Source organism: Agromyces sp. NPDC004153, from assembly GCF_053603635.1.
In genome coordinates, this window is record NZ_JBSGFY010000002.1 from 725,671 (window position 1) to 744,225 (window position 18,555).

15 protein-coding genes and 2 tRNA genes are annotated in these 18,555 nt (G+C 71.9%); 5 read left to right on the forward strand and 12 right to left on the reverse strand.

What is annotated here, in order from left to right; all coding sequences use genetic code 11:
* Positions 1–2: 2 nt before the first annotated feature.
* From ACWEOH_RS17325 to ACWEOH_RS17355, 7 genes are all read right to left on the reverse strand, one after another.
* A complete protein-coding gene (locus ACWEOH_RS17325; RefSeq protein ID WP_452033054.1) occupies positions 3–713 on the reverse strand; it encodes a hypothetical protein in 711 nt (236 codons plus the stop codon).
* Positions 701–2,398 carry a protein kinase domain-containing protein gene (locus ACWEOH_RS17330; protein ID WP_452033056.1) on the reverse strand — a complete coding sequence of 566 codons (1,698 nt, stop codon included), beginning with the start codon at positions 2,396–2,398 and terminating at the stop codon, positions 701–703. The genes ACWEOH_RS17325 and ACWEOH_RS17330 overlap by 13 nt, the downstream gene beginning before the upstream one ends.
* Positions 2,398–3,618, reverse strand: a complete 1,221-nt coding sequence (locus ACWEOH_RS17335) for an FHA domain-containing protein (protein ID WP_452033058.1) — start codon at positions 3,616–3,618, stop codon at positions 2,398–2,400. Before ACWEOH_RS17335 ends, ACWEOH_RS17330 begins: the two co-directional genes overlap by 1 nt.
* Positions 3,599–4,444: a PP2C family protein-serine/threonine phosphatase gene (locus tag ACWEOH_RS17340; RefSeq protein WP_452033060.1), complete on the reverse strand. Its 846-nt coding sequence runs from the start codon at positions 4,442–4,444 to the stop codon at positions 3,599–3,601. Before ACWEOH_RS17340 ends, ACWEOH_RS17335 begins: the two co-directional genes overlap by 20 nt.
* A gap of 183 nt (positions 4,445–4,627) precedes the next feature.
* Positions 4,628–5,668 carry a TerC/Alx family metal homeostasis membrane protein gene (locus ACWEOH_RS17345; protein WP_452033062.1) on the reverse strand — a complete coding sequence of 347 codons (1,041 nt, stop codon included), beginning with the start codon at positions 5,666–5,668 and terminating at the stop codon, positions 4,628–4,630.
* A gap of 306 nt (positions 5,669–5,974) precedes the next feature.
* A tRNA-Glu gene (locus ACWEOH_RS17350) sits at positions 5,975–6,047 on the reverse strand.
* Between the two features lie 67 nt (positions 6,048–6,114).
* Entirely contained in the window at positions 6,115–7,017 is a 903-nt protein-coding gene (locus ACWEOH_RS17355) for a diacylglycerol/lipid kinase family protein (RefSeq protein ID WP_452033064.1), read from the reverse strand.
* 61 nt (positions 7,018–7,078) lie between these two features.
* Between ACWEOH_RS17355 and ACWEOH_RS17360 the strand changes: the two genes are divergently transcribed.
* Complete coding sequence (locus ACWEOH_RS17360) at positions 7,079–7,717, forward strand: MBL fold metallo-hydrolase (RefSeq protein WP_452033066.1); 639 nt, start codon at positions 7,079–7,081, stop codon at positions 7,715–7,717.
* Positions 7,718–7,768: 51 nt separating this feature from the next.
* Here ACWEOH_RS17360 and ACWEOH_RS17365 read toward each other — a convergent pair whose 3' ends face one another.
* Complete coding sequence (locus ACWEOH_RS17365) at positions 7,769–9,274, reverse strand: serine hydrolase domain-containing protein (protein ID WP_452033068.1); 1,506 nt, start codon at positions 9,272–9,274, stop codon at positions 7,769–7,771.
* A gap of 75 nt (positions 9,275–9,349) precedes the next feature.
* Positions 9,350–11,719 (reverse strand): transglycosylase domain-containing protein, encoded by a 2,370-nt coding sequence (locus ACWEOH_RS17370; protein ID WP_452033070.1) that lies wholly within the window; start codon positions 11,717–11,719, stop codon positions 9,350–9,352.
* Positions 11,720–11,894: 175 nt separating this feature from the next.
* Between ACWEOH_RS17370 and ACWEOH_RS17375 the strand changes: the two genes are divergently transcribed.
* Entirely contained in the window at positions 11,895–13,082 is a 1,188-nt protein-coding gene (locus tag ACWEOH_RS17375) for a hypothetical protein (protein WP_452033072.1), read from the forward strand.
* A 27-nt stretch (positions 13,083–13,109) separates the two neighbouring features.
* Here the strand turns inward: ACWEOH_RS17375 and ACWEOH_RS17380 are convergent, their stop codons facing one another.
* Positions 13,110–13,949 carry a class II glutamine amidotransferase gene (locus ACWEOH_RS17380; RefSeq protein WP_452033074.1) on the reverse strand — a complete coding sequence of 280 codons (840 nt, stop codon included), beginning with the start codon at positions 13,947–13,949 and terminating at the stop codon, positions 13,110–13,112.
* A gap of 473 nt (positions 13,950–14,422) precedes the next feature.
* Here ACWEOH_RS17380 and ACWEOH_RS17385 point away from each other — a divergent pair, with 473 nt between their 5' ends.
* From ACWEOH_RS17385 to ACWEOH_RS17395, 3 genes are all read left to right on the forward strand, one after another.
* Positions 14,423–16,027 carry a M28 family peptidase gene (locus ACWEOH_RS17385; RefSeq protein ID WP_452033075.1) on the forward strand — a complete coding sequence of 535 codons (1,605 nt, stop codon included), beginning with the start codon at positions 14,423–14,425 and terminating at the stop codon, positions 16,025–16,027.
* Positions 16,028–16,231: 204 nt separating this feature from the next.
* A complete protein-coding gene (locus ACWEOH_RS17390; RefSeq protein ID WP_452033077.1) occupies positions 16,232–16,426 on the forward strand; it encodes a hypothetical protein in 195 nt (64 codons plus the stop codon).
* Positions 16,427–16,463: 37 nt separating this feature from the next.
* Positions 16,464–16,664 (forward strand): hypothetical protein, encoded by a 201-nt coding sequence (locus ACWEOH_RS17395; protein WP_452033079.1) that lies wholly within the window; start codon positions 16,464–16,466, stop codon positions 16,662–16,664.
* A gap of 144 nt (positions 16,665–16,808) precedes the next feature.
* Here the strand turns inward: ACWEOH_RS17395 and ACWEOH_RS17400 are convergent.
* Both ACWEOH_RS17400 and gltX read right to left on the reverse strand, forming a co-directional pair.
* A tRNA-Gln gene (locus ACWEOH_RS17400) sits at positions 16,809–16,883 on the reverse strand.
* A 148-nt stretch (positions 16,884–17,031) separates the two neighbouring features.
* Entirely contained in the window at positions 17,032–18,555 is a 1,524-nt protein-coding gene (gltX, locus tag ACWEOH_RS17405; protein WP_452033081.1) for a glutamate--tRNA ligase, read from the reverse strand.

Here is an 18,555-nt window from a genome sequence, read left to right on the forward strand (position 1 = left end):
GGTCAGCCTCGGTCGGTCGGGTCGCCGTCGAGCAGCGCGAGGTCGTCGGCGCTCACGAGCCGGGTGGCCACGGCGTACTCCACGAGACGGGCCCTGCGGTTCGTCGCGAGCTTGCCGCGACCGCCGCGGAGCCCGTCGACGCCGATCTTGTCGAGCTTCTCGCAGACGTTGTCGAGCTTGCGGTTGAAGGTCGTCATGCTCCACCCGAGCCGGCCCGCCGCCTCGGCCGAGGTCGGCACGGTCGCGCGACCCGCGACCGGCTGCGAGAGCACGTGCTCGGCGAGCGCGACCACGAGCTGCCGCTGGCTCGTCGTGAGCGTGACGGGCAGGATCGTCGTGCCGCCGTCGGCCGGCTCGGCCGTGAGGGACGTGTTGTAGAAGTCCTCCTCGGCGTGCACGGTGAAGTCGTACGTCGTTGAGCCGGCGCTGAACATCACGTGCACGGTCTGGAACACGAGCGGGAGCTTGGCGCCGGGCGCCACCCACGCCTGCACGCTCCCCGTGGCATCCGACACCGTGGCCGACAGCAGCTGGCCGACGTTCGAGAGCCACCACAGGCCGAACTCCGACGACAGCGTGAGGAACGTGCGGTGCAGGTAGGGGTTGTCGTCGATCGTGAGGTCGGACTCGCGCCCGATCGTGAAGGGCGCGCCTTCCTCGACGGTGTACCACTCGCCGCAGAACTCCACCTTCAGGGGCCTCACGGCGTGCAACCTGTCACCGGCTCCGACGTCTTGCTGCCGCGCTGCACCTGCACCTCGATGCACACCCGCTCCCCCGAGCCCACGCCCGCGATGACGATCGACGGCCCCTCGGCCACCTCGGTCGAGCCCGAGCCGTCGGCCCGGTGCCAGCGGTAGCGATCGCCGTCCTCGGCGCTCGGATGCGACACCGGGAAGCTCACGCTCACGCCGTCGGCCGAGCGCACCCCGTCCTCCACGACGGGAGCGGGCACGGTCGCGGCGAGGATCGCGTCCTCGTCGTTCGGCGCGGCGGTCGGATCGGGCGATCCCTGCTGCAGCGTTCCCGACAGGGCGACGGCGATGCCGATGGCGGCCACGACGACGGCGCCGGCGGCGACCGCGACGACGGTGCCGACGCGGGAGCGCTTCGGTCGTGCCGTGTGCGTCGCGGTCGCGGTGACGGATGACGCAGGGCCGCCGTCGCGAGGCCGCACCTGCGTGGCATCGACCGGCGCCGAGTCGGTCCGCGCGGAGCGGACCACGGTCTCGTCGATCGGCGCCGTCGCGGGCGCCGATGTGCGGGTGACCGCGCCGCGCAGCACCGTGCCCTCGTCGGGCGTCGGAACGGCGGGCCCGGCCGGCTGCGCCTCCACGGTGCGGGGCGTGCGCGCCACGGTCGCGTCGTCGCCGGCGGATGCAGCTGGGCGGGGCTGCGCCTCGACGGTGCGCACGGCGCGGGCGCGCGTGGCATCCGCGTCGTCGACGGCTGCGTCGTCGGTCGTGACGCGCTCGGTCGCGAGGTTCGGCACCTCGATGCCCGTCGGCGCGTACCCGAGTTCGAGCTCGACGCGCTGCAGGGCCCTGGCGAACTCGATCGCCGACGGGTAGCGGTCGTCGCGACGCGTGGCCATGCCCTTCGCGAGCACCGCCGTGAGGCTGCGCGGCACGTCGGGCCGGTCGATCGGCGTGATCGCCCCGCGCTCGATGCGGCCGATGAGGTCGAGGGAGCCGTTGGGGCGGCCCGGGATCTCGAAGGGCGTGCGGCCGGCGAGGAGCGTGTGCACGGTGGCGGAGAGCGAGAACACGTCGCTGCGCTGGTCGGGGCGCGGGTCGTCCTCGAACATCTCGGGCGGCGACCAGGGCACGCTCATGCCGACGGCGGACTGGCCCGACCCGGTGGCCGAGGCATCCGCCGGCGACGTGACGGTGTGCACGGGCAGTTCGCCCTCGAGGTTCGACGAGATGCCGAAGTCGGTGAGGGCCGGCCAGCCGTAGTCGTTCGTGAGCACGTTCGCGGGCTTGATGTCGCGGTGCAGGATGCCGGCGGCGTGCGCGGTCGCGACGGCGCCGGCGAGGCGGATGCCGGTGCGCAGCGCGTCCTCGACGGTGAACCGCTCGCGCTTGTAGCGCTCGGCGAGGCTCGGACCCGAGCAGTACTCCATGACGAAGTACGGGCGGCCGTCGGCCGACACGTCGGCGTGGAAGATCGTGACGATGAACGGGTGCGCCGACAGCTGCGCCATGAGGTTCGCCTCGGCGACGAAGTGCGCGCGCGTGTCGCGGCCGAGCTCCTCGGTCAGCAGCACCTTGACGGCGACCTTGCGGCGCGGCAGCCGCTGCTCGTAGAGGAACACGTCGGCGAAGCCGCCGGAGCCGAGCAGCTGCAGCGACCGGTACCCGGGCAGGTCGGGCGGGGTGGAGGGGGCGCGGCGCATCAGGCTCCGACCACCTGGATGGTCCAGCCGCCGCCGAGGTCGACGACCGTGCCCGCGAGCACCGGCGTCGGTTCTCCGGCGCGCAGCTTGACGGGAGACTTGCCGGGGGCGACGACGTGCGTGCCGTTGCGCGAGTGCAGGTCGGTGACGACGACCGTGTCGCCCTCGACCGCGACGCGCAGGTGGTTGCGCGAGATGTCGGGGTCGCCCGCGCCGATGGTGACGAGCCGCGGCAGGCGGCCGCCCGACACCTGGCTGACGCTCGGCGAGCGACCGAGCAGCACCTCGGTGCCGATCGCCTCGATGCTGCCGTCGGGCATGCGCAGGCTCGACGAGGGTGCGGCCTCGGGCGCGGGGACGACGCGCGCGGGCATCGCGGATCCCTGCCGGGCGGCGCGCTCGGCGCGGAGGCGCCGGATGTCGACGCTCGCGACGGTGAGGCCGTCGTGGTCGCCGTCGAGCTCGGGCAGCGCGTCGGGCGACGGCGGCGTGAGGGGTGCGGCGATCGTGTCCTCGGCGGGGACGATGGTCTGCTCGGCCGAGGTCACGGCGGCGACCACCTCGGGCGGGACCGTGATCGCGGGCGCAGTTGGCACGGCGGGCGCACGCGGCGCGGCGGGCGCGGGCGGCGCGGCGGGCGCAGGTGCTTGCGCCGGCGCTTCGACGGGCGCCGAGACGGATGCCGCGACCGGCGCCGCGGGCACCGCTGCGTCGCGCGCCACCACACGCGTCTGCTCGTCGACCGCATCGTCCGATGCCGGAGCCACGGGCGCAACCCGCTCGACGCCCCCGGAGCGCACCGACACCGCGGGCACGATCGCCTCGACGACGGGCAGCGCCGCCGCGGCATCCGCTGCGGTGCCGTCGGAGACCGCCTCGACGCGCACCTCGGCGTCACCGACCTCGACCACGCGCTCAGCCCACGTCGAGACGCCCGAGCCCGGGACGACCTCGGCGCCCACGTGCACGACGACCGGGCCGCGCGCCACGACGCGCGCGGAGTCGTCGTTCGCGTCGCGGACGACGAGTGCGAACGGTGGCGTGGCGGCGAGTCCGCGCGACGTGAGCACGTCGAGCACCGCGGGCGTCGGGTCGGCGTCGGCGAGCCGCGGCCAGAGCGCAGTGACCTCTGCCGCCGCCGCCGAGGGGGTCAGCAGCACGACGCCGCCTCGAACGGCGGCGATCCATTCGTGGGCCCGGTCAGGCCGGTACGTCGCCATGCTCGCCTCCCCCGGTGCGCGGCGTGGTGTCCTCGGCCGAGCGCGTGAGGCCGTCGGGCCGGTCGCGCGTGGTCTCGTCGTCGTCGCCGGTCGAGCCGAGCTCGGACTCCACGACGATGACGGTGATGTTGTCGCGGCCCCCATGGTCGAGGGCGGCGTCGACGAGCTCGCCGGCGAGGCCCGCGGCGTGGCCGGTGTCGCCTGCGAGGATGTGCGCGAGGCGCACGTCGTCGACCTCCTTCGAGAGGCCGTCGGAGCAGACGAGGAAGATCTGGCGCCCGGTCGCGGGGATGAGCCAGACGTCGGGGTCGACGACGTCGTCGGCGCCGATGGCCCGCGTGATGACGTTGCGGTCGGGGTGGCGCTCGGCCTCGTCGGCGCTGATGAGGCCCGCGTCCACCAGCTCCTGCACGGCCGAATGGTCGACGCTGAGCTGCTCGAGCGTGCGGCCGTCCCACGAGTAGACCCGCGAGTCGCCGATGTTGAACACCATCCAGTGGAACCCGGTGCCGTCGCCTGCGTCGACGAGCGCGACGCCCGTGAGGGTGGTGCCCGCGACCGCGGTGCCCTCCTCGCCCTCGGCGCTCAGCGCGCGCACCGCGTCGTTCGACGTGTGGATCGCGTCGAGCACCTGCTCGGGCGACGTCGGCCGCCCGGCCTCGATGTGGCGGCGGAACGTCTCGACGACCGTGCGGCTCGCCGCGTCGCCGCGCGCGTGGCCCCCCATGCCGTCGGCCACGAGGTACACGGGCGCCTCGGCGAGGTACGAATCCTCGTTCATGGTGCGGACGCGGCCCACGTCGCTCTGCGCGCTGTGGGCGATCACGGCGGAACCGTGTGGGAGCGGGACGATGTCCTCGCCGTCAACGGACACGGTTCTCCTCGTCGCAGCTCGGTCCGGACCCCCCGGTCCGGGCGCCCCACCCAGGCGCCGCCTCCCAACGCTAGCAACTCCCGGCCGCCGTCGCGGACCGCTGTGGGCCGTGCGACGGCGGCGGGAGCCGACGGATCAGCGTTCCCGGTGCGAGTCCTCGGTGAAGTGGGGCACCTCTTCGAGCAGCTTCGCACCGCGGCGCTTCGAGTCCACCCCGGCCTTCACGAGGCTCGCCACGGTCGCGACGGCCATCGCGGCCACGATGACGGCGAGCGAGGTCCACGTCGAGATCTCGGGTGCCCAGTCGACGTGCTCGCCGCCGTTGATGAACGGGAGCTCGTTGACGTGCAGGGCGTGCAGCACGAGCTTCACGCCGATGAACGCGAGGATGAACGCGATCCCGTACTTGAGGTACTCGAGGCGCTCGAGGAGGCCGCCGAGCAGGAAGTAGAGCTGGCGCAGGCCCATCAGGGCGAACACGTTCGCCGTGAAGACGATGAACGCCGACTGCGTGATGCCGAAGATCGCCGGGATCGAGTCGAGCGCGAAGAGCAGGTCGGTCGTGCCGATCGCGATGAAGACGATGAGGATCGGCGTGAACATGCGCGTGCCATCGACGGTCGTACGCAGCTTGATGCCGTCGTAGTCGTCGGAGATGCGCACGCGCCGGCGGAGCATCCGCACGAGCCCGCTCTCATTCTGCTCCGCGTTCTCCTCGCGGTGCAGGAACGCCTGCTGGATCGCGGTCCACACCAGCCAGGCGCCGAAGATGTAGAAGATCCAGCTGAAGTTCTCGATGAGCTGCGCGCCGAGCAGGATGAAGACGCCGCGGAAGATCAGCGCCAGGATGATGCCCACCATGAGCACCTCCTGCTGCATCTTCTTCGGCACGGAGAAGCGCGCCATGATCACGACGAACACGAAGAGGTTGTCGATCGAGAGGCTGTACTCGGTGAGCCAGCCCGCCACGAACTGCCCGGCGTGCTCGGCGTCGCCGAGCAGCAGCATGAACAGCGCGAAGATGAGCGCGAGCGCCACGTAGAACACGACCCACAGGGTGGACTCGCGGAACGACGGGACGTGCGGCCGCTTGATCACGAGCAGCAGGTCGGCGACGAGGATCAGGGTGAGGACCACGAGGGATCCCACTTCGAACCAGGCGGGGAGTTCGAGCACAGGAGGCCTTCCGGGTTGGAGGGTACGGGTGGACCCGAAAGTCTCTCCCGACCGCGCCTCCGGCGCGCCGCCACGACCGGAGCGGCGTCTTCGGCGCTCGTACTGACGATCGTTGGCCCGAGGCCTTCGCCTCGCGGGATACTCCCCTTCGCTCAGGCGAGTCTAGCGGATGCCCCGCCGCCCGCCGACGCGGTCACGCACCGCCGCAGCCGCTGCGCGAGCGTCGGACGAAGGCGGGCGGATGCCGCGGCCGGACTCGCCCGGAAATGCAGAAAACCCCCGGATGACCGGGGGTTTTCGCTGTTGTGACCCCAGCGGGATTTGAACCCGCGCTACCGCCGTGAGAGGGCGGCGTCCTAGGCCGCTAAACGATGGGGCCGAATCGACAACTTGAAGAGTATGACACAGGCGCGGGCTTCCGTCCAAATCGAGGCCGCGCCGCCCGTTCACGCGAACACGGACAGCGCTCCGGGCACCACCTCGACGTCGATCGGGAGCGGTCCGATCCGCTCGCCGTCGGCGTACGCGATGATGTCGTCGGCCTCGATGGTGATGCGGCTCCCCTGCACGAACTCCACCGCCGGATGGTCGGTGTGCTCGCCGCGGAACACCTTCGGGAAGACCGCGAGGAGCGCCGCCCGCGAGAGCGGATGCACGATGAACACGTCGAGCAGCCCGTCGGCGAGCTCGGCGTGCGGCACGATGCGCATGCCCCCGCCGAGCGACGAGTTGTTCGCGACCGACACGAGCATCGCCTTCTGCTCGCGGCGCACGCCGTCGATCGTGATCGTGTACGTGCGCGGACGGAAGGTGGCCAGCTCGCCCAGCAGCGCCAGCGTGTACCGGCTCGGACCGCGCGGCCGGGTCATCCGATTCGCCCGCTCGTTGACGACCGCGTCGAACCCGGTCGAGACGACGCAGGCGAACCACGTGCGGAGCTCCCCGTGCCGGATGACGCCGGCGTCGATCGCGCGCGTCGGCCGCTCGAGCGCGGCGACGAGCGCGTCGGTCGCGGCCGCGGGATCGTCGTACGGCAGCCCGAGCCCTCGCGCGAGGTCGTTGCCGGTGCCCGCCGCGACGATCCCGAGCGGCACGCCGGTCTGGGCGACGAGGTTCACGCCGAGCGACACCATGCCGTCGCCGCCGACCACGACGAGCGCGTCGGTGCCCTGCTCGAAGGCCGACTCCGTCTCACGACGCAGCAGCTCGAAGTTCGCCTCACGCAGCATCGAGACCTCGTAGCCGGCGTGCACCAGCCGCTCGACGACCGCCGGCCCCACCGTGCGGTTGCGGCCGAACGAGGCGGCCGGATTCACGGCGACGAGGAGGCGCCGAGGGGCTGCAGTCATGGAGCGATTCTGGCAGGCGGCGGGCTTGCGCGCCGACCGGCGTGCGGTGTTGGCTCGACGCATGCGACTCACGAAGCTCGAGCACGCCGCACTGGTGCTCGAGGACTCCCGCGACAAGCTCTACATCGACCCGGGCAAGTTCACGACGCCGATCACCGAGTCGGCCGGCGCCGTGGCGGTCGTGATCACGCACGAGCACGACGACCACTGGACGCCCGAGCAGCTGAAGCGCATCCGCGACGCGAATCCCGACGTGCGCATCTTCGGACCGGCCGGCGTGGCCGCCGCGGCCTCCGACTTCCCGGTCGAGACCGTGCGGGCCGGCGACGAGGTGGAGGTCGGCCCGTTCCGGATGCGCTTCTTCGGCGGGAAGCACGCGGAGATCCACCGCTCGATCCCGATCATCGACAACCTCGGCGTGCTCGTCGACGACGCGTTCTACTACCCCGGCGACTCCTTCGCGGTGCCCGAAGGCGTCGACGTGCAGGTGCTCGCCGCCCCGGCCGGCGCACCGTGGATGAAGATCGGCGAGGCGATGGACTACGTCATGCAGGTCGCGCCGAAACGCGCCTTCCCGACGCACGAGATGCTGCTCTCGACGGCCGGCAAGGCGCTGTCGAACGCGCGGCTGGGCTGGGCCGCCGAGCAGGGCGGCGGCGAGTACCTGCCGCTCGAGCCGGGCGACACGATCGACCTCTGACACGCCTCGGCGCGCGGACCCGCGACCTGCGCTGCGACGCCGCAGCCCGGCTCACCCGCGCGGGTCGGCGCCCTCGACGGCGACGGCGAACGTCTGAGCCCGCCCGCCCACGAGCGGCGTCATCCGCGTCTCGAGGCGCAGGCGGCCGGCGGCGCCGCGCAGGAACCAGACGAGGTGGTCGGGCGAGTCGCACGTGACGTCCTCGAGTCCGGCATCCTCCCCCACGGGCCCTCCGACCACGGCCCACGCCGACTCGATCGCGGCTCTGCGCTCGGCGTACGGCACGTCGAGTGCTGCGTTCGTCGCGAGCAGCTCGTCCGCGGCGGCATCCGACCACTCGGCGGCCAGGCGGCTGAGACCCTGCGCCGTGCGCAGCGTCTCGGCCCACGGCTCGGGCGCCGGGCGCACCGGCGCGACGGCGTCGGCATCCAGCAGCATGCGCTCGAGCGCCGCCTCCGCGCCGCGCGAGACCTTGGCGTACGTCGCGTTCTCGAGGGCGACGACCCCGAGCCCGGATGCCGCGTGCCACCGCATGTGCGCGCTGAACCCGGGGTATCCGCCCGAATGCGACACCACCGCGCCGAACCGCGCGTCGTGCTCGACCACCAGTCCGTAGCCGTACCCGGCGACGAGCGGCGCGGGCACCGGATCGTCGGGCGCGGGCGTGCGCGGCGGAGCCACACGGTGCAGCTGCTGCAGCTCCCGGCGGCTCGCAGCCGTCAGCGGCCCCGACTCGTCGCCGCGCCACGCCGACGCGAGCCAGCCCGCCCAGGCGGCGAGGCTGCGCGCCGACGCGAACACGCCGCCGATCGCCGAGAAGACGCCGGGACCGGTGAACGGCAGCGCGACCCAGCCGTCGGGCCCGGGCCGGTACCCGATCGCCGCCGCGGGCGTCTCGCCCGAGGGCGCCTCGAACCTCGCGTCGAGGCCGAGCGGCGCGATGAGCTCGCGCTCGACGAACTCCACGTAGCCGACGCCGCTCGCCGCCTCGAGGACCTGACCCAGCAGGGCGTATCCGAGGTTGGAGTACTCGAACGTCGTCCCGGGCACGGTGGCGCAGCGGATGCCGCCGGCCAGCGTGCGTCGGAACGCGTCGCGCGTCATCGACTCCTCGCGATCCGCCCACGGGTCGTCGGTCGGGAGCCCGCCCGACATGGTCATGAGCATGCGCACGCTGACCGGCGCGGCGATCCCCCCGGGAACCTCGGGCTCGAACTCGGGCACGAACGTGCGCACCGGCGCGTCGAGGTCGAGGGCACCGCGGTCGCGGAGCAGCAGCAGTGCGGCGGCGGTGAGGCTCTTCGTGCACGATGCGACCCGGAAGAGCGTGTCGGCGTCGGAGGCGAGCGCATCGGATGCCGCGCCGCTCAGCCGCGGGCGACCCGGTCGCGCATCGCCCCTGGATGCGTCGCCGAGCTGCGCTGCGCCCGTCCCGCCGGCCGCGACGACGCCGTCGCGATCGAACACGGCCCAGGCCGAGCCCGGCGCGCGTCCCTCACGGACGCGTCGTTCGAAGAGGTCCGCGACGGCGCTGGCGGTCTCGGCGGCGATGGGCATGGATCCTCCTGATCGGCCCGGTGCGGGCCGCGACCAGCGTACAAGCGCGGCGCGGTCCGCTTCGTCGCGGGTCCGCTACCCCGGACCGCCGCCGCCGTTCCCGTTGCCGTTGCCGTTCCCGTTGTTGCCCGGGCCGTCGTCGCCGCCGCCGTCGGGCTGTCCGCCGTCACCGCCGTCGGCGGGGACGTCCGCCGGCGCGGACCCGGGGGCGGCCGGAGCCACCGGCCCGAGGCCGCCCTCGCTGAACCCGTCGCCGCCGTACTTCGCAGCCGCGACCGACATCACCATCGGCCACATGCGGTGCCGGGCGGTCGCGGCGGAGCCGCTGTCGAACGAGATCCCGCGCTGGTTCGCGTCGCCGTTGACGCTGACCACCGCGGCCGCGATCGCGACCTTCGTGCTGGCGCCCACCATCCAGGTGTCCTTCGCGCCGTCGGTGGTGCCGGTCTTGCCGATGAGCGGAACGCGAGGATTCGTGGCCGAGTTCGACGCCGTCGCCGTGCCGCCGGTCATGACCCGGCCGAGCGCCGTGTGCATGGCCGCGGCGACCTCGGGTGACACGGCCTGGGAGCACGTCGACTGCGGAACGGGCACCTCCTTGCCGTCACGGTCGGTGATGCGGTCGATCGCGATCGGGGTGCACGCGACCCCGTTGTTCGCGATGCCCGCGAAGGCGACGGCCATGCTCAGCGGCGCCACCTCGTTCGTGCCGATGACCGACGACGGGCCCTGCACGAGCGGATCGCCGTCGGCGCGGTGCATGCCGAAGGCCTCGGCCGTCTTGCGGATGCCGCAGAGATCGAGCCGCTTCGCCATGCCGATGAACCCGGTGTTGATGGATCCGATGGTCGACTCGAGCGCGCTGTAGTTGCCGCCCGACTCGCCCGCGTCATTGCGGGGGTTCCAGTCGCCCGCGAAGTGCGGCCCCTCGCAGCTGTCCTGGAAGACGCCCCAGTTGGCCTTCGGCCGCGAGTCGACGCGCTCCGAGAGCGCGTGGCCCTCCTTCAGCCACTCGGCGAGCGTGAACACCTTGTACGACGACCCGGGCTGGAAGCCGCGTGATCCGCCGTAGTCGAAGTCGGTGTTGTAGTTGATGCTCGTGAACTGCGGGCCGGACGCGAGCACGGCCGGGTCCTGGCTGTAGGTGCGGTTCTGGGCCATGGCCAGCACGCGGCCGGTGCCGACCTGCACGCTCGAGATCACGGCGCCGACGTCCCATCCGGGGTAGGTCTGCGGAACGTTCTGCCCGATCGCCGTCTCCGCGGCGTTCTGCAGGTCGAGGTCGATCGTCGTGTACACGTCGTACCCGCCGCGGCGGAAGTTCATCAAGCGCGTCTCGTCCTCCTCGCCGAAGACGGGGTCGTTCTGCAGGATGTTCTTCACGTAGTCGCAGAAGTAGGCGCTGCCGCCCGCGGTCTGGCATCCGGTGCTCGGTTCGGTGATCGCCGGGGCCACGGGCGTCGCGATCGCCACGTCGAACTCGGCCTGCGTGATCTTCCGCTCCTCGAGCATGCTCGTGAGGATGTAGTTGCGGCGCGCGGTGTTCTCGGCGTAGCCGTTCGCCACGCCGTTCGTCTCGCTGTCGGGCCGGTCGAGCTGGAACTTCACCGGGTTGTTGACGATGGCCATGAGCGAGGCTGCCTGGGCGAGCGTGAGGCCGGCGGCGGTGGTGCTGTAGTAGTAGTTCGCGGCCGCCTCGATGCCGTAGACGGTCCCGCCGAAGCCGGCGATGTTGAGGTAGCCGAGCAGGATCTCGTTCTTCGTGTAGCGCTTCTCGACGCCGATCGCGAGGCGCATCTCCTTGAGCTTGCGGTCGATCGAGGTCTCGGTCACCTTGTCGTAGCAGCCGAGGCGCTCCTCCTCGACGAGCGCGTGGCGCTGGTCACCGGTCAGCGCGAGCCGTTCCTCCTCGCTGAGGTCCTCGAACGCGGTCACGTCCGCCATCCGCTCGCACTCCTGGACGCGCACGTTCTTGACGTACTGCTGCGCGATCGACGACCCGCCCTGGGTCTCGCGCCCCGTCGCGGTCGTCACGGCGGCTCGGATGGTGCCCTGCAGGTCGACGCCGCCGTGCTCGTAGAACCGCGGGTCCTCGCCGGCGATCGCGGCATCCTTCACGTACTGGCTGACCTGGTCCCAGCCGACCTCGATGCGGTTCTGGTCGTAGAACGACGCGAGCAGCACCGTCGAGCCGTCGGAGCGGGTGGCGTAGATGTTGCTCTTCTGCGAGAGCTCGCCGATCTGCAGGTAGCCGGGGAGGTTCTCGAACACGCCGATGGTGCTGGATGCCGCCATGCCGACGGTCGCGATCGCCGGCGTCACCCCGACCACGACGAGCGTGGCCGCCGCGGCGCTCGCGGCGATGAGCCCGAGGAAGCCGCCGATGACGCCGAGCGGCGTTCGCGTCTCCGCGAAGTCGCGCGCCCGCTTGTTCCGAACGACCATGCACTCACCCCCCGGGGTCGAGGAACGCCGATTCGTCGACCGGTTCGGGCGGTCGTCGACGGCGCTCCCTCACCATGGAACCTCAGCATCGGCCCGGTGTCCAGCACCCGACGCGACATCCGCGGCCGTGTCGCGCGGCGTTGTGGCATGGCGGCCCGCCGCGTTGAATGGCTGCGTGGACACGGACGACCGCGTTTCCCCCGGTGAGGGCGGTGCGCCCGCCCCGGGCGGGCGACGCGGCCGGATGCCCCGCCGGTTCGCCGCGGGCCTGGCGATCATCGCGGCGGGGGCCGCCGTGCTGTCGGGACTCGGGTGGTGGTCGGCGGACGCTCGGGCACGGTACGCGGATGCCGCGACGAGCTACGACGACGCACGGGCGGCGTACGAGGACGCGGCGGAGGAGGCGCGGTCGGCCCGGCGCGACGCCGACGAGGCGGTCACGCTCGCCGCGCGCTACACCGCGATCGACCTCGCCCCGGTCGTGGACGCCGTCGTCGCGGATCCGCTCGAGCGAGCGGCCGAGGAGCTCGACGGACTCGACGAGCCCGGGGCATCCGTGCAACCGGTCGCGCCGCCGGCATCCGACGACACGGCATGGCCGCCGGCGCTGGACGAGGCCGGCGCGGCCCTCGACGTCGCGTCGCGCGAGCTGGACGAGCGCGCCGACGCGCTCGAGGCGGACGCAGGGGACCTCCGCGAGGCCACCGACCGGGTGGAGTCCGCCGGCGACGGACTCGTCGCCGCGGTCGCGGCCTCGCGCGCATCGCTCGAGGCCGCTAATCCGTCGGCACGCAACGCCGACCTCCTCGCGTTCCGCGCGGCCGCCGACGCCATGGCGACGCGCGTCGGCCGGTGGGACGCCGAGAGCGCGGCACACGTCGAGTCGTACGTCGCGGCCGCCGCCGTGCTCGCCGCCTCGAACGCCGCCGAGCTGCAGGAGCGAGCCGGCGGCCTGGACGGGCTGCGGCGGGACGTCGAGGCGTTCGCGCGGTCGATCGCCGGCGGTGTGCTGCTGGAGTTCGACTGGGCGCCCGTCGTGAACGGCTACGGCGGAGGCGACTCCTACGGCGGGTGGGCCGCGGTGCCGGACGACGCGGCGCCGCAGGCCACGATCTCGCTGTCGGACTCGATCGCGCGCGACTGGGCGACGTCGGCCATCCCCCGCGCCGTCGTGGTGCACGAGGTCGGCCACGCGATGTCGAGCAAGTGCCGGGCGCTGTTCGCGCCGAGCACGCGCGAGGAGAGCGAGGCGTGGGCCACGGCGTGGGCGATCGGCATGGGCTACGACGGTCCGGGCAACGGCGAGAGCCTCTACGGCCGCCCGTCGGCGGCGCTCATCGAGCTCGCCGCCACGTGCCGCTGAGTGCGGCGTGCGGTCGCGGCATCCGACCTATGCGGCATCGAGGAACGGCTCGTACTGGTACCCGCTCTCGTGGAGGATCGCGACGGTCGACTCGGGCACCTCGAGGAACGCGCCGGGCAGGTCGTTGAGTGGCTCGGACACCACGACGCGGGCGCGGCGACCGAACAGCTTCAGGCGCTCGACCTCGGGATACATCTCCCGCAGCGTGTCGATCTCGACCGAGTGGAAGAGCGAGCGCGAGCGACCCTGCGACGAGTAGCGGAACGCCCAGATCGTCGACCCGTCGGAGAGCGCCATGGTGCCCTGCATCGGGAACCTCACCCCCAGCTCGTGGCCCACCGACTCGACCTTGCGGACGGCTTGGCGCATCGCCTCGATCGGATCGTCCATGAGCCCGTAGGTGAGCGCGAGGTGGAAGACGACCTCGGAGTCGGTCGTCCCCTTGATGTCGGGATACAGGGATGGATCGACCGCGAAGACGAGGTCGCGCTTCATCTTGAGGAAGTCGCCGAGGAAGCCGTTGTGCATGAACATCCAGTTCTGGTACCGGAACGGGTGGCAGTTCGTCTGCTGGATCGGCGGCCCGGCCGCCGCGCGGACGTGGCTGAAGAACAGCGGGCTCTCGATGGCGTGCGCGAGCTCACGCAGGTTCTCGTCGTTCCATGCGGGCTCGGTGCTGTGGAACAGGGCCGGGATGCCCCCTGCGGCCTCGTTGGCCGGATACCACCCGAGCCCGAATCCGTCGCCGTTCACGGTCTCGGCACCGAGCTGCGAGTTCAGCGACTGCTTGACGAGCGACTGCTGCGCGTCGAGGATCAACGTCGAGGGCTGAAGCGGTTCCCCCGTGTATGCGAGCCAGCGGCACATGTCTCCCTCTCCCTGCACGACGTGGGCCTCCCGCGCTCGACCTGCGCGGGTCGGCATCCCCCTGAGACGGAGCGTACGCGTGCCGACGAGGGCCCGCCAGAGCTCCTCGGTCCCCCATATCGTGCGGCTGTCGTGCGCGTCCACCCCCGGCGTCGCCCAGTTCTGGGGGCAGTGTCCCCCGCTCCCGCACCCCTACGATGGGAGCACCGCGTTTGTCGAGGCATCCTCAGTCATCGGCGAACGCCCACGAGCCCGACACCCAAAGGGAACGAGGGACTCCGATCAATTTCTCCGGGTCGGGGTCCCTCGCTTTGGGGTGGATGCCTCGCCGCCACCCGTCCGGACGGTCGTCGCCGCCGCGCGGGATCGGCGGACACCGGATCCCGGAACTGGGGGTCGACCGCATCTGCGATGGTGTGCCAGCATGCGATCACGGACAGCCGGCTCGATGGCGCGCCGGCGGAGAGGGCGACATGCCGATCCCGAACAGACGCATCTGGAGCGTTGCCACGATCGCCGCACTCGCGGCGGTGGCGGTGGCCGCGAGTCCTGCGTACGCAGCACCGAGCAACAACACCGTCAAGAAGCTCACGAACGCCGTCACCGCCGAGGGCGTCCTCGACCACCTCGATGCCCTGCAGGACATCGCCGACGCCAACGGCGGCGACCGAGCGGCCGGCCGTGACGGCTATGCCGCGTCGGTCGACTACGTCGTGGAGGAGCTCGAGGCCGCCGGGTACGCGCCCGAGGTGCAGGAGTTCGACTTCCCCTACTTCGAGGAGAACAGCGAGCTCATCCGCGTGACCCCCCAGCCGAGGACCTTCGTCAACGGCATCGACTTCCTGCGGAACACGTTCGACTCGGGCACGCCCGAGGGAACCGCAACGGGCACGCTCGTCCCGGTCGGCCTGGTCGTCCCCGCCGCCGGGCTCCCAGCGAACAGCAACACCAGCGGCTGCGAGGCATCCGACTTCATCGGGTTCCCGGTCGGCGGCATCGCCCTGATGCAGCGCGGCACGTGCGGCTTCGCCGTCAAGGCGCTGAACGCGCAGACGGCGGGCGCGGCCGGTGTCATCATCATGAACGAGGGCCAGCCCGGGCGCACCGGGCTCATCAACATGATCGGCGACGCCACCGGGCTCACGGTCCCAGCGGTGTTCGTCACGTCGGCGGCGGGCGAGAACCTCGCCGCGACGCCGGGCGCGACCGTCACCGTGACGGTCGACTTCGCCGCGGAGACGCGCAAGGCCTACAACGTGATCGCGGAGACGACGTCGGGGAACAGCGCCAACACCGTCATGGCCGGCGCGCACCTCGACAGCGTGCAGGACGGCGCCGGGATCAACGACAACGGCTCGGGCAGCGCCGCGCTGCTCGAGACGGCGATCCAGATGAAGAAGGTCAAGACCAACAGCGCCGTCCGGTTCGCCTGGTGGGGCGCCGAGGAAGAGGGCCTGCTGGGGTCGGAGTACTACGTCGAACAGCTCACCGACGACCAGATCGCGCAGATCGCGCTCTACCTCAACTTCGACATGATCGGGTCGCCCAACTACATGTTCGGGATCTACGACGGCGACAACTCGAGCGGGACCGCGGCTCCGGGGTTCATCCCCCCGGGCTCCGCGGAGATCGAGGACGTGTTCGAGGCGTTCTACGACAGCCGTGGCGAGCCCTACCAGGACACCGAGTTCTCGGGCCGTAGCGACTACGGGCCGTTCATCGCGGTGGGCATCCCGGCCGGCGGCCTGTTCACCGGCGCCGAAGGTGTCAAGACGGCTGACGAGGCCGCCCTCTACGGGGGCGTGCCCGGAGCGGCGTACGATCCGTGCTACCACGCGTTCTGCGACAACCTGAGGGGCGACGGCCAGAACGTGGCGCTGTACAACGAGCTGCGTGCGGACTACGAGCTGGTCGGGAACGTCAACGTGCACGCCCTCGACGTGAACGCCGACGCCCTCGCGGCCGCCGTGATCACGCTCGCCATGGACACCTCGACGGTGAACGACGTGCGCGTGCCCGGCAAGTCGCACGGCGCGGGCAAGAGCGCCGACGCGTTCAAGAACCGGTTCGACAGCTGACGCTGCGGCGGCGCGGCGGGTGCCTCCGGGCATCCGCCGCGTCGTCGTGTCCGGCGCGTGATTCGCCGATCCCCGGGGTCCCTCGCATTGGGGTGGATGCCCCGGGGCCGCCCGTCCGTGCGGTCGTCGCCGCCGAGCGGGGTCGGGCGTAGCATCCGGCGCAGGAACCGCGCGGTGACGTGGCGCGTCGATCGGAGGGGAACCATGGACCTGGTGAGCTGGATCGTGGTCGGCGTGGTGATCGTGCTCGCCGCGGTCGGGGTGGCTCTCTGGAACCGGTTCGGGAAGGGACGCGCGCCGATCGGCGGACTCGACCGCGACGGCGCGCGCGAAGCTCAGGACGCCGAGTCCGTCACCAAGCGGCGCGGAGGCATCGGCGGGCATCCCGGAGGCCTGTGACGCGGGACGCCGCATCGGGAACCGGAGGAGGGGAACCATGGACCTGGTGAGTTGGATCGTGGTCGGCGGGATCATCGTCCTCGCCGTCGTCGCCGTCGTGCTGTGGAAGCGATTCGGCAGGGGCAGTGCGCTCGACCGGCGGATGGGCGGCGACGTCGATCAGAACGTGCGCAGCGCTCGCGCGGAGACGGCCCTCAGGCGCGACACAGACGGCCACAACACCGCCGGACCGATCTGACCCGCGGGTCCCGCTCCTCGCCGAAGACCGCGGCGATCCGTAGCAGCTCGAGACTGGCGACGTTCGATGGACCGCCGAGAATCGGGCACTGCCCGACCCTCCGATGAAACACAGAAACCCCCGGATGACCGGGGGTTTCCTTCATGGCTGGGGTACCTGGACTCGAACCAAGAACAACTGAACCAGAATCAGCCGTGTTGCCAATTACACCATACCCCAATGGCCCTCAGCCGAAGCTCGGGCCGACACGCAACTCTAGCCTACGCACCGCACCCCGACCAAACTGAGCGAGCCTCGCCCCACGACCCCGCTCCCCCTCGTCCGAACGAAGGCAGCGACGACGACCACCGACTGGCCCGCGCCGCAGCTACTCCGCCGGGCCGAGCTCCCCGACGAGCCGGTCGATCCGGTCGATCGAGTCGATCTTGCCGAGGATCTGCATCGACTCGAACAGCGGCGGTGACACCCGGCGACCCGAGATCGCGGTGCGAATGGGCCCGAAGGCGACGCGCGGCTTGAGGCCGAGTCCGTCGACGAGGGCGCCGCGGAGCGCCTCCTCGATCTGGTCGTGCGTCCACGCGTCGGCGGGCAGCCGGTCGAGGGCGTCGCGGGCCGCGGCGAGCACTGCGCGCGCGTCGGCGGGGAGGGCGGCGAGGGCGTCGACGTCGTACGACAGGCCCGCGGCATCCGTGAACAGGAAGCCCAGCATGCCCGGCGCCTCGCCGAGCAGGCCGATGCGCTCCTGCACGAGCGGGGCGGCCTCGACGAGCACGGCCTCCTGCGCGGGCGAGATCGGCGTCTCGACGGCGCCGGCCGCCTGCAGGTAGGGCACGGTGCGCCCGGCGAAGTCTGTCGTCGCGAGCTGGCGGATGTGGTCGCCGTTGATCGCCTCGGCCTTCTTCAGGTCGAACCGCGCCGGGTTCGGGTTGACGTTCACCACGTCGAACGCGGCCACGAGCTCGTCGCGGCTGAACACGTCGCGGTCGGCCGAGAAGCCCCAGCCGAGGAGCGCCAGGTAGTTCACCAGGCCCTCGGGGATGAAGCCCCGGTCGCGGTGGTGGAACAGGTTCGACTCGGGGTCGCGCTTCGAGAGCTTCTTGTTGCCCTCGCCCATCACGTAGGGCAAGTGCCCGAACCGCGGCACGAACGTCGTGACGCCGATGTCGATGAGCGCGTGGTACAGCGCGATCTGGCGGGGCGTGGAGCTCAGCAGGTCTTCACCCCGGAGCACGTGCGTGATGCCCATGAGCGCGTCGTCGACCGGGTTCACGAGCGTGTAGAGCGGGGCGCCGTTCGGGCGCACGACCACGAAGTCGGTCGTGGATCCCGCGGCGAAGTCGATGCGGCCGCGCACGAGGTCGTCGAACCCGAGGTCGACGTCGGGCACGCGAAGGCGCAGCGCGGGCTGCCGTCCCTCGGCGCGGAACGCGGCGCGCTGCTCGTCGGTGAGATCGCGGTCGAAGTTGTCGTAGCCGAGCTGCTTGGGCCGACCGGCCGCCTCGTTGCGGGCGTCGATCTCGTCGGCGGTCGAGTAGCTCTCGTACACGTGACCCGACGCCTTGAGCTGCTCCACGACGTCGGCGTAGATCTCGCTGCGCAGCGACTGGCGGTAGGGGCCGTGCGGTCCGCCGACGTTCACCCCCTCGTCCCAGTCGAGCCCGAGCCAGGTGAGCGCGTCGAGGATCTGCTCGTAGCTCTCCTCGCTGTCGCGCGCGGCATCCGTGTCCTCGATGCGGAACACGAAGGTGCCGCCGGTGTGCCGGGCGTACGCCCAGTTGAAGAGCGCGGTGCGCACGAGGCCGACGTGGGGCGTGCCCGTGGGCGAGGGGCAGAAGCGCACGCGGATGTCGGAACCGGTGGCGGACGTGGTGGGGTGGGCTGTCTCGGACAT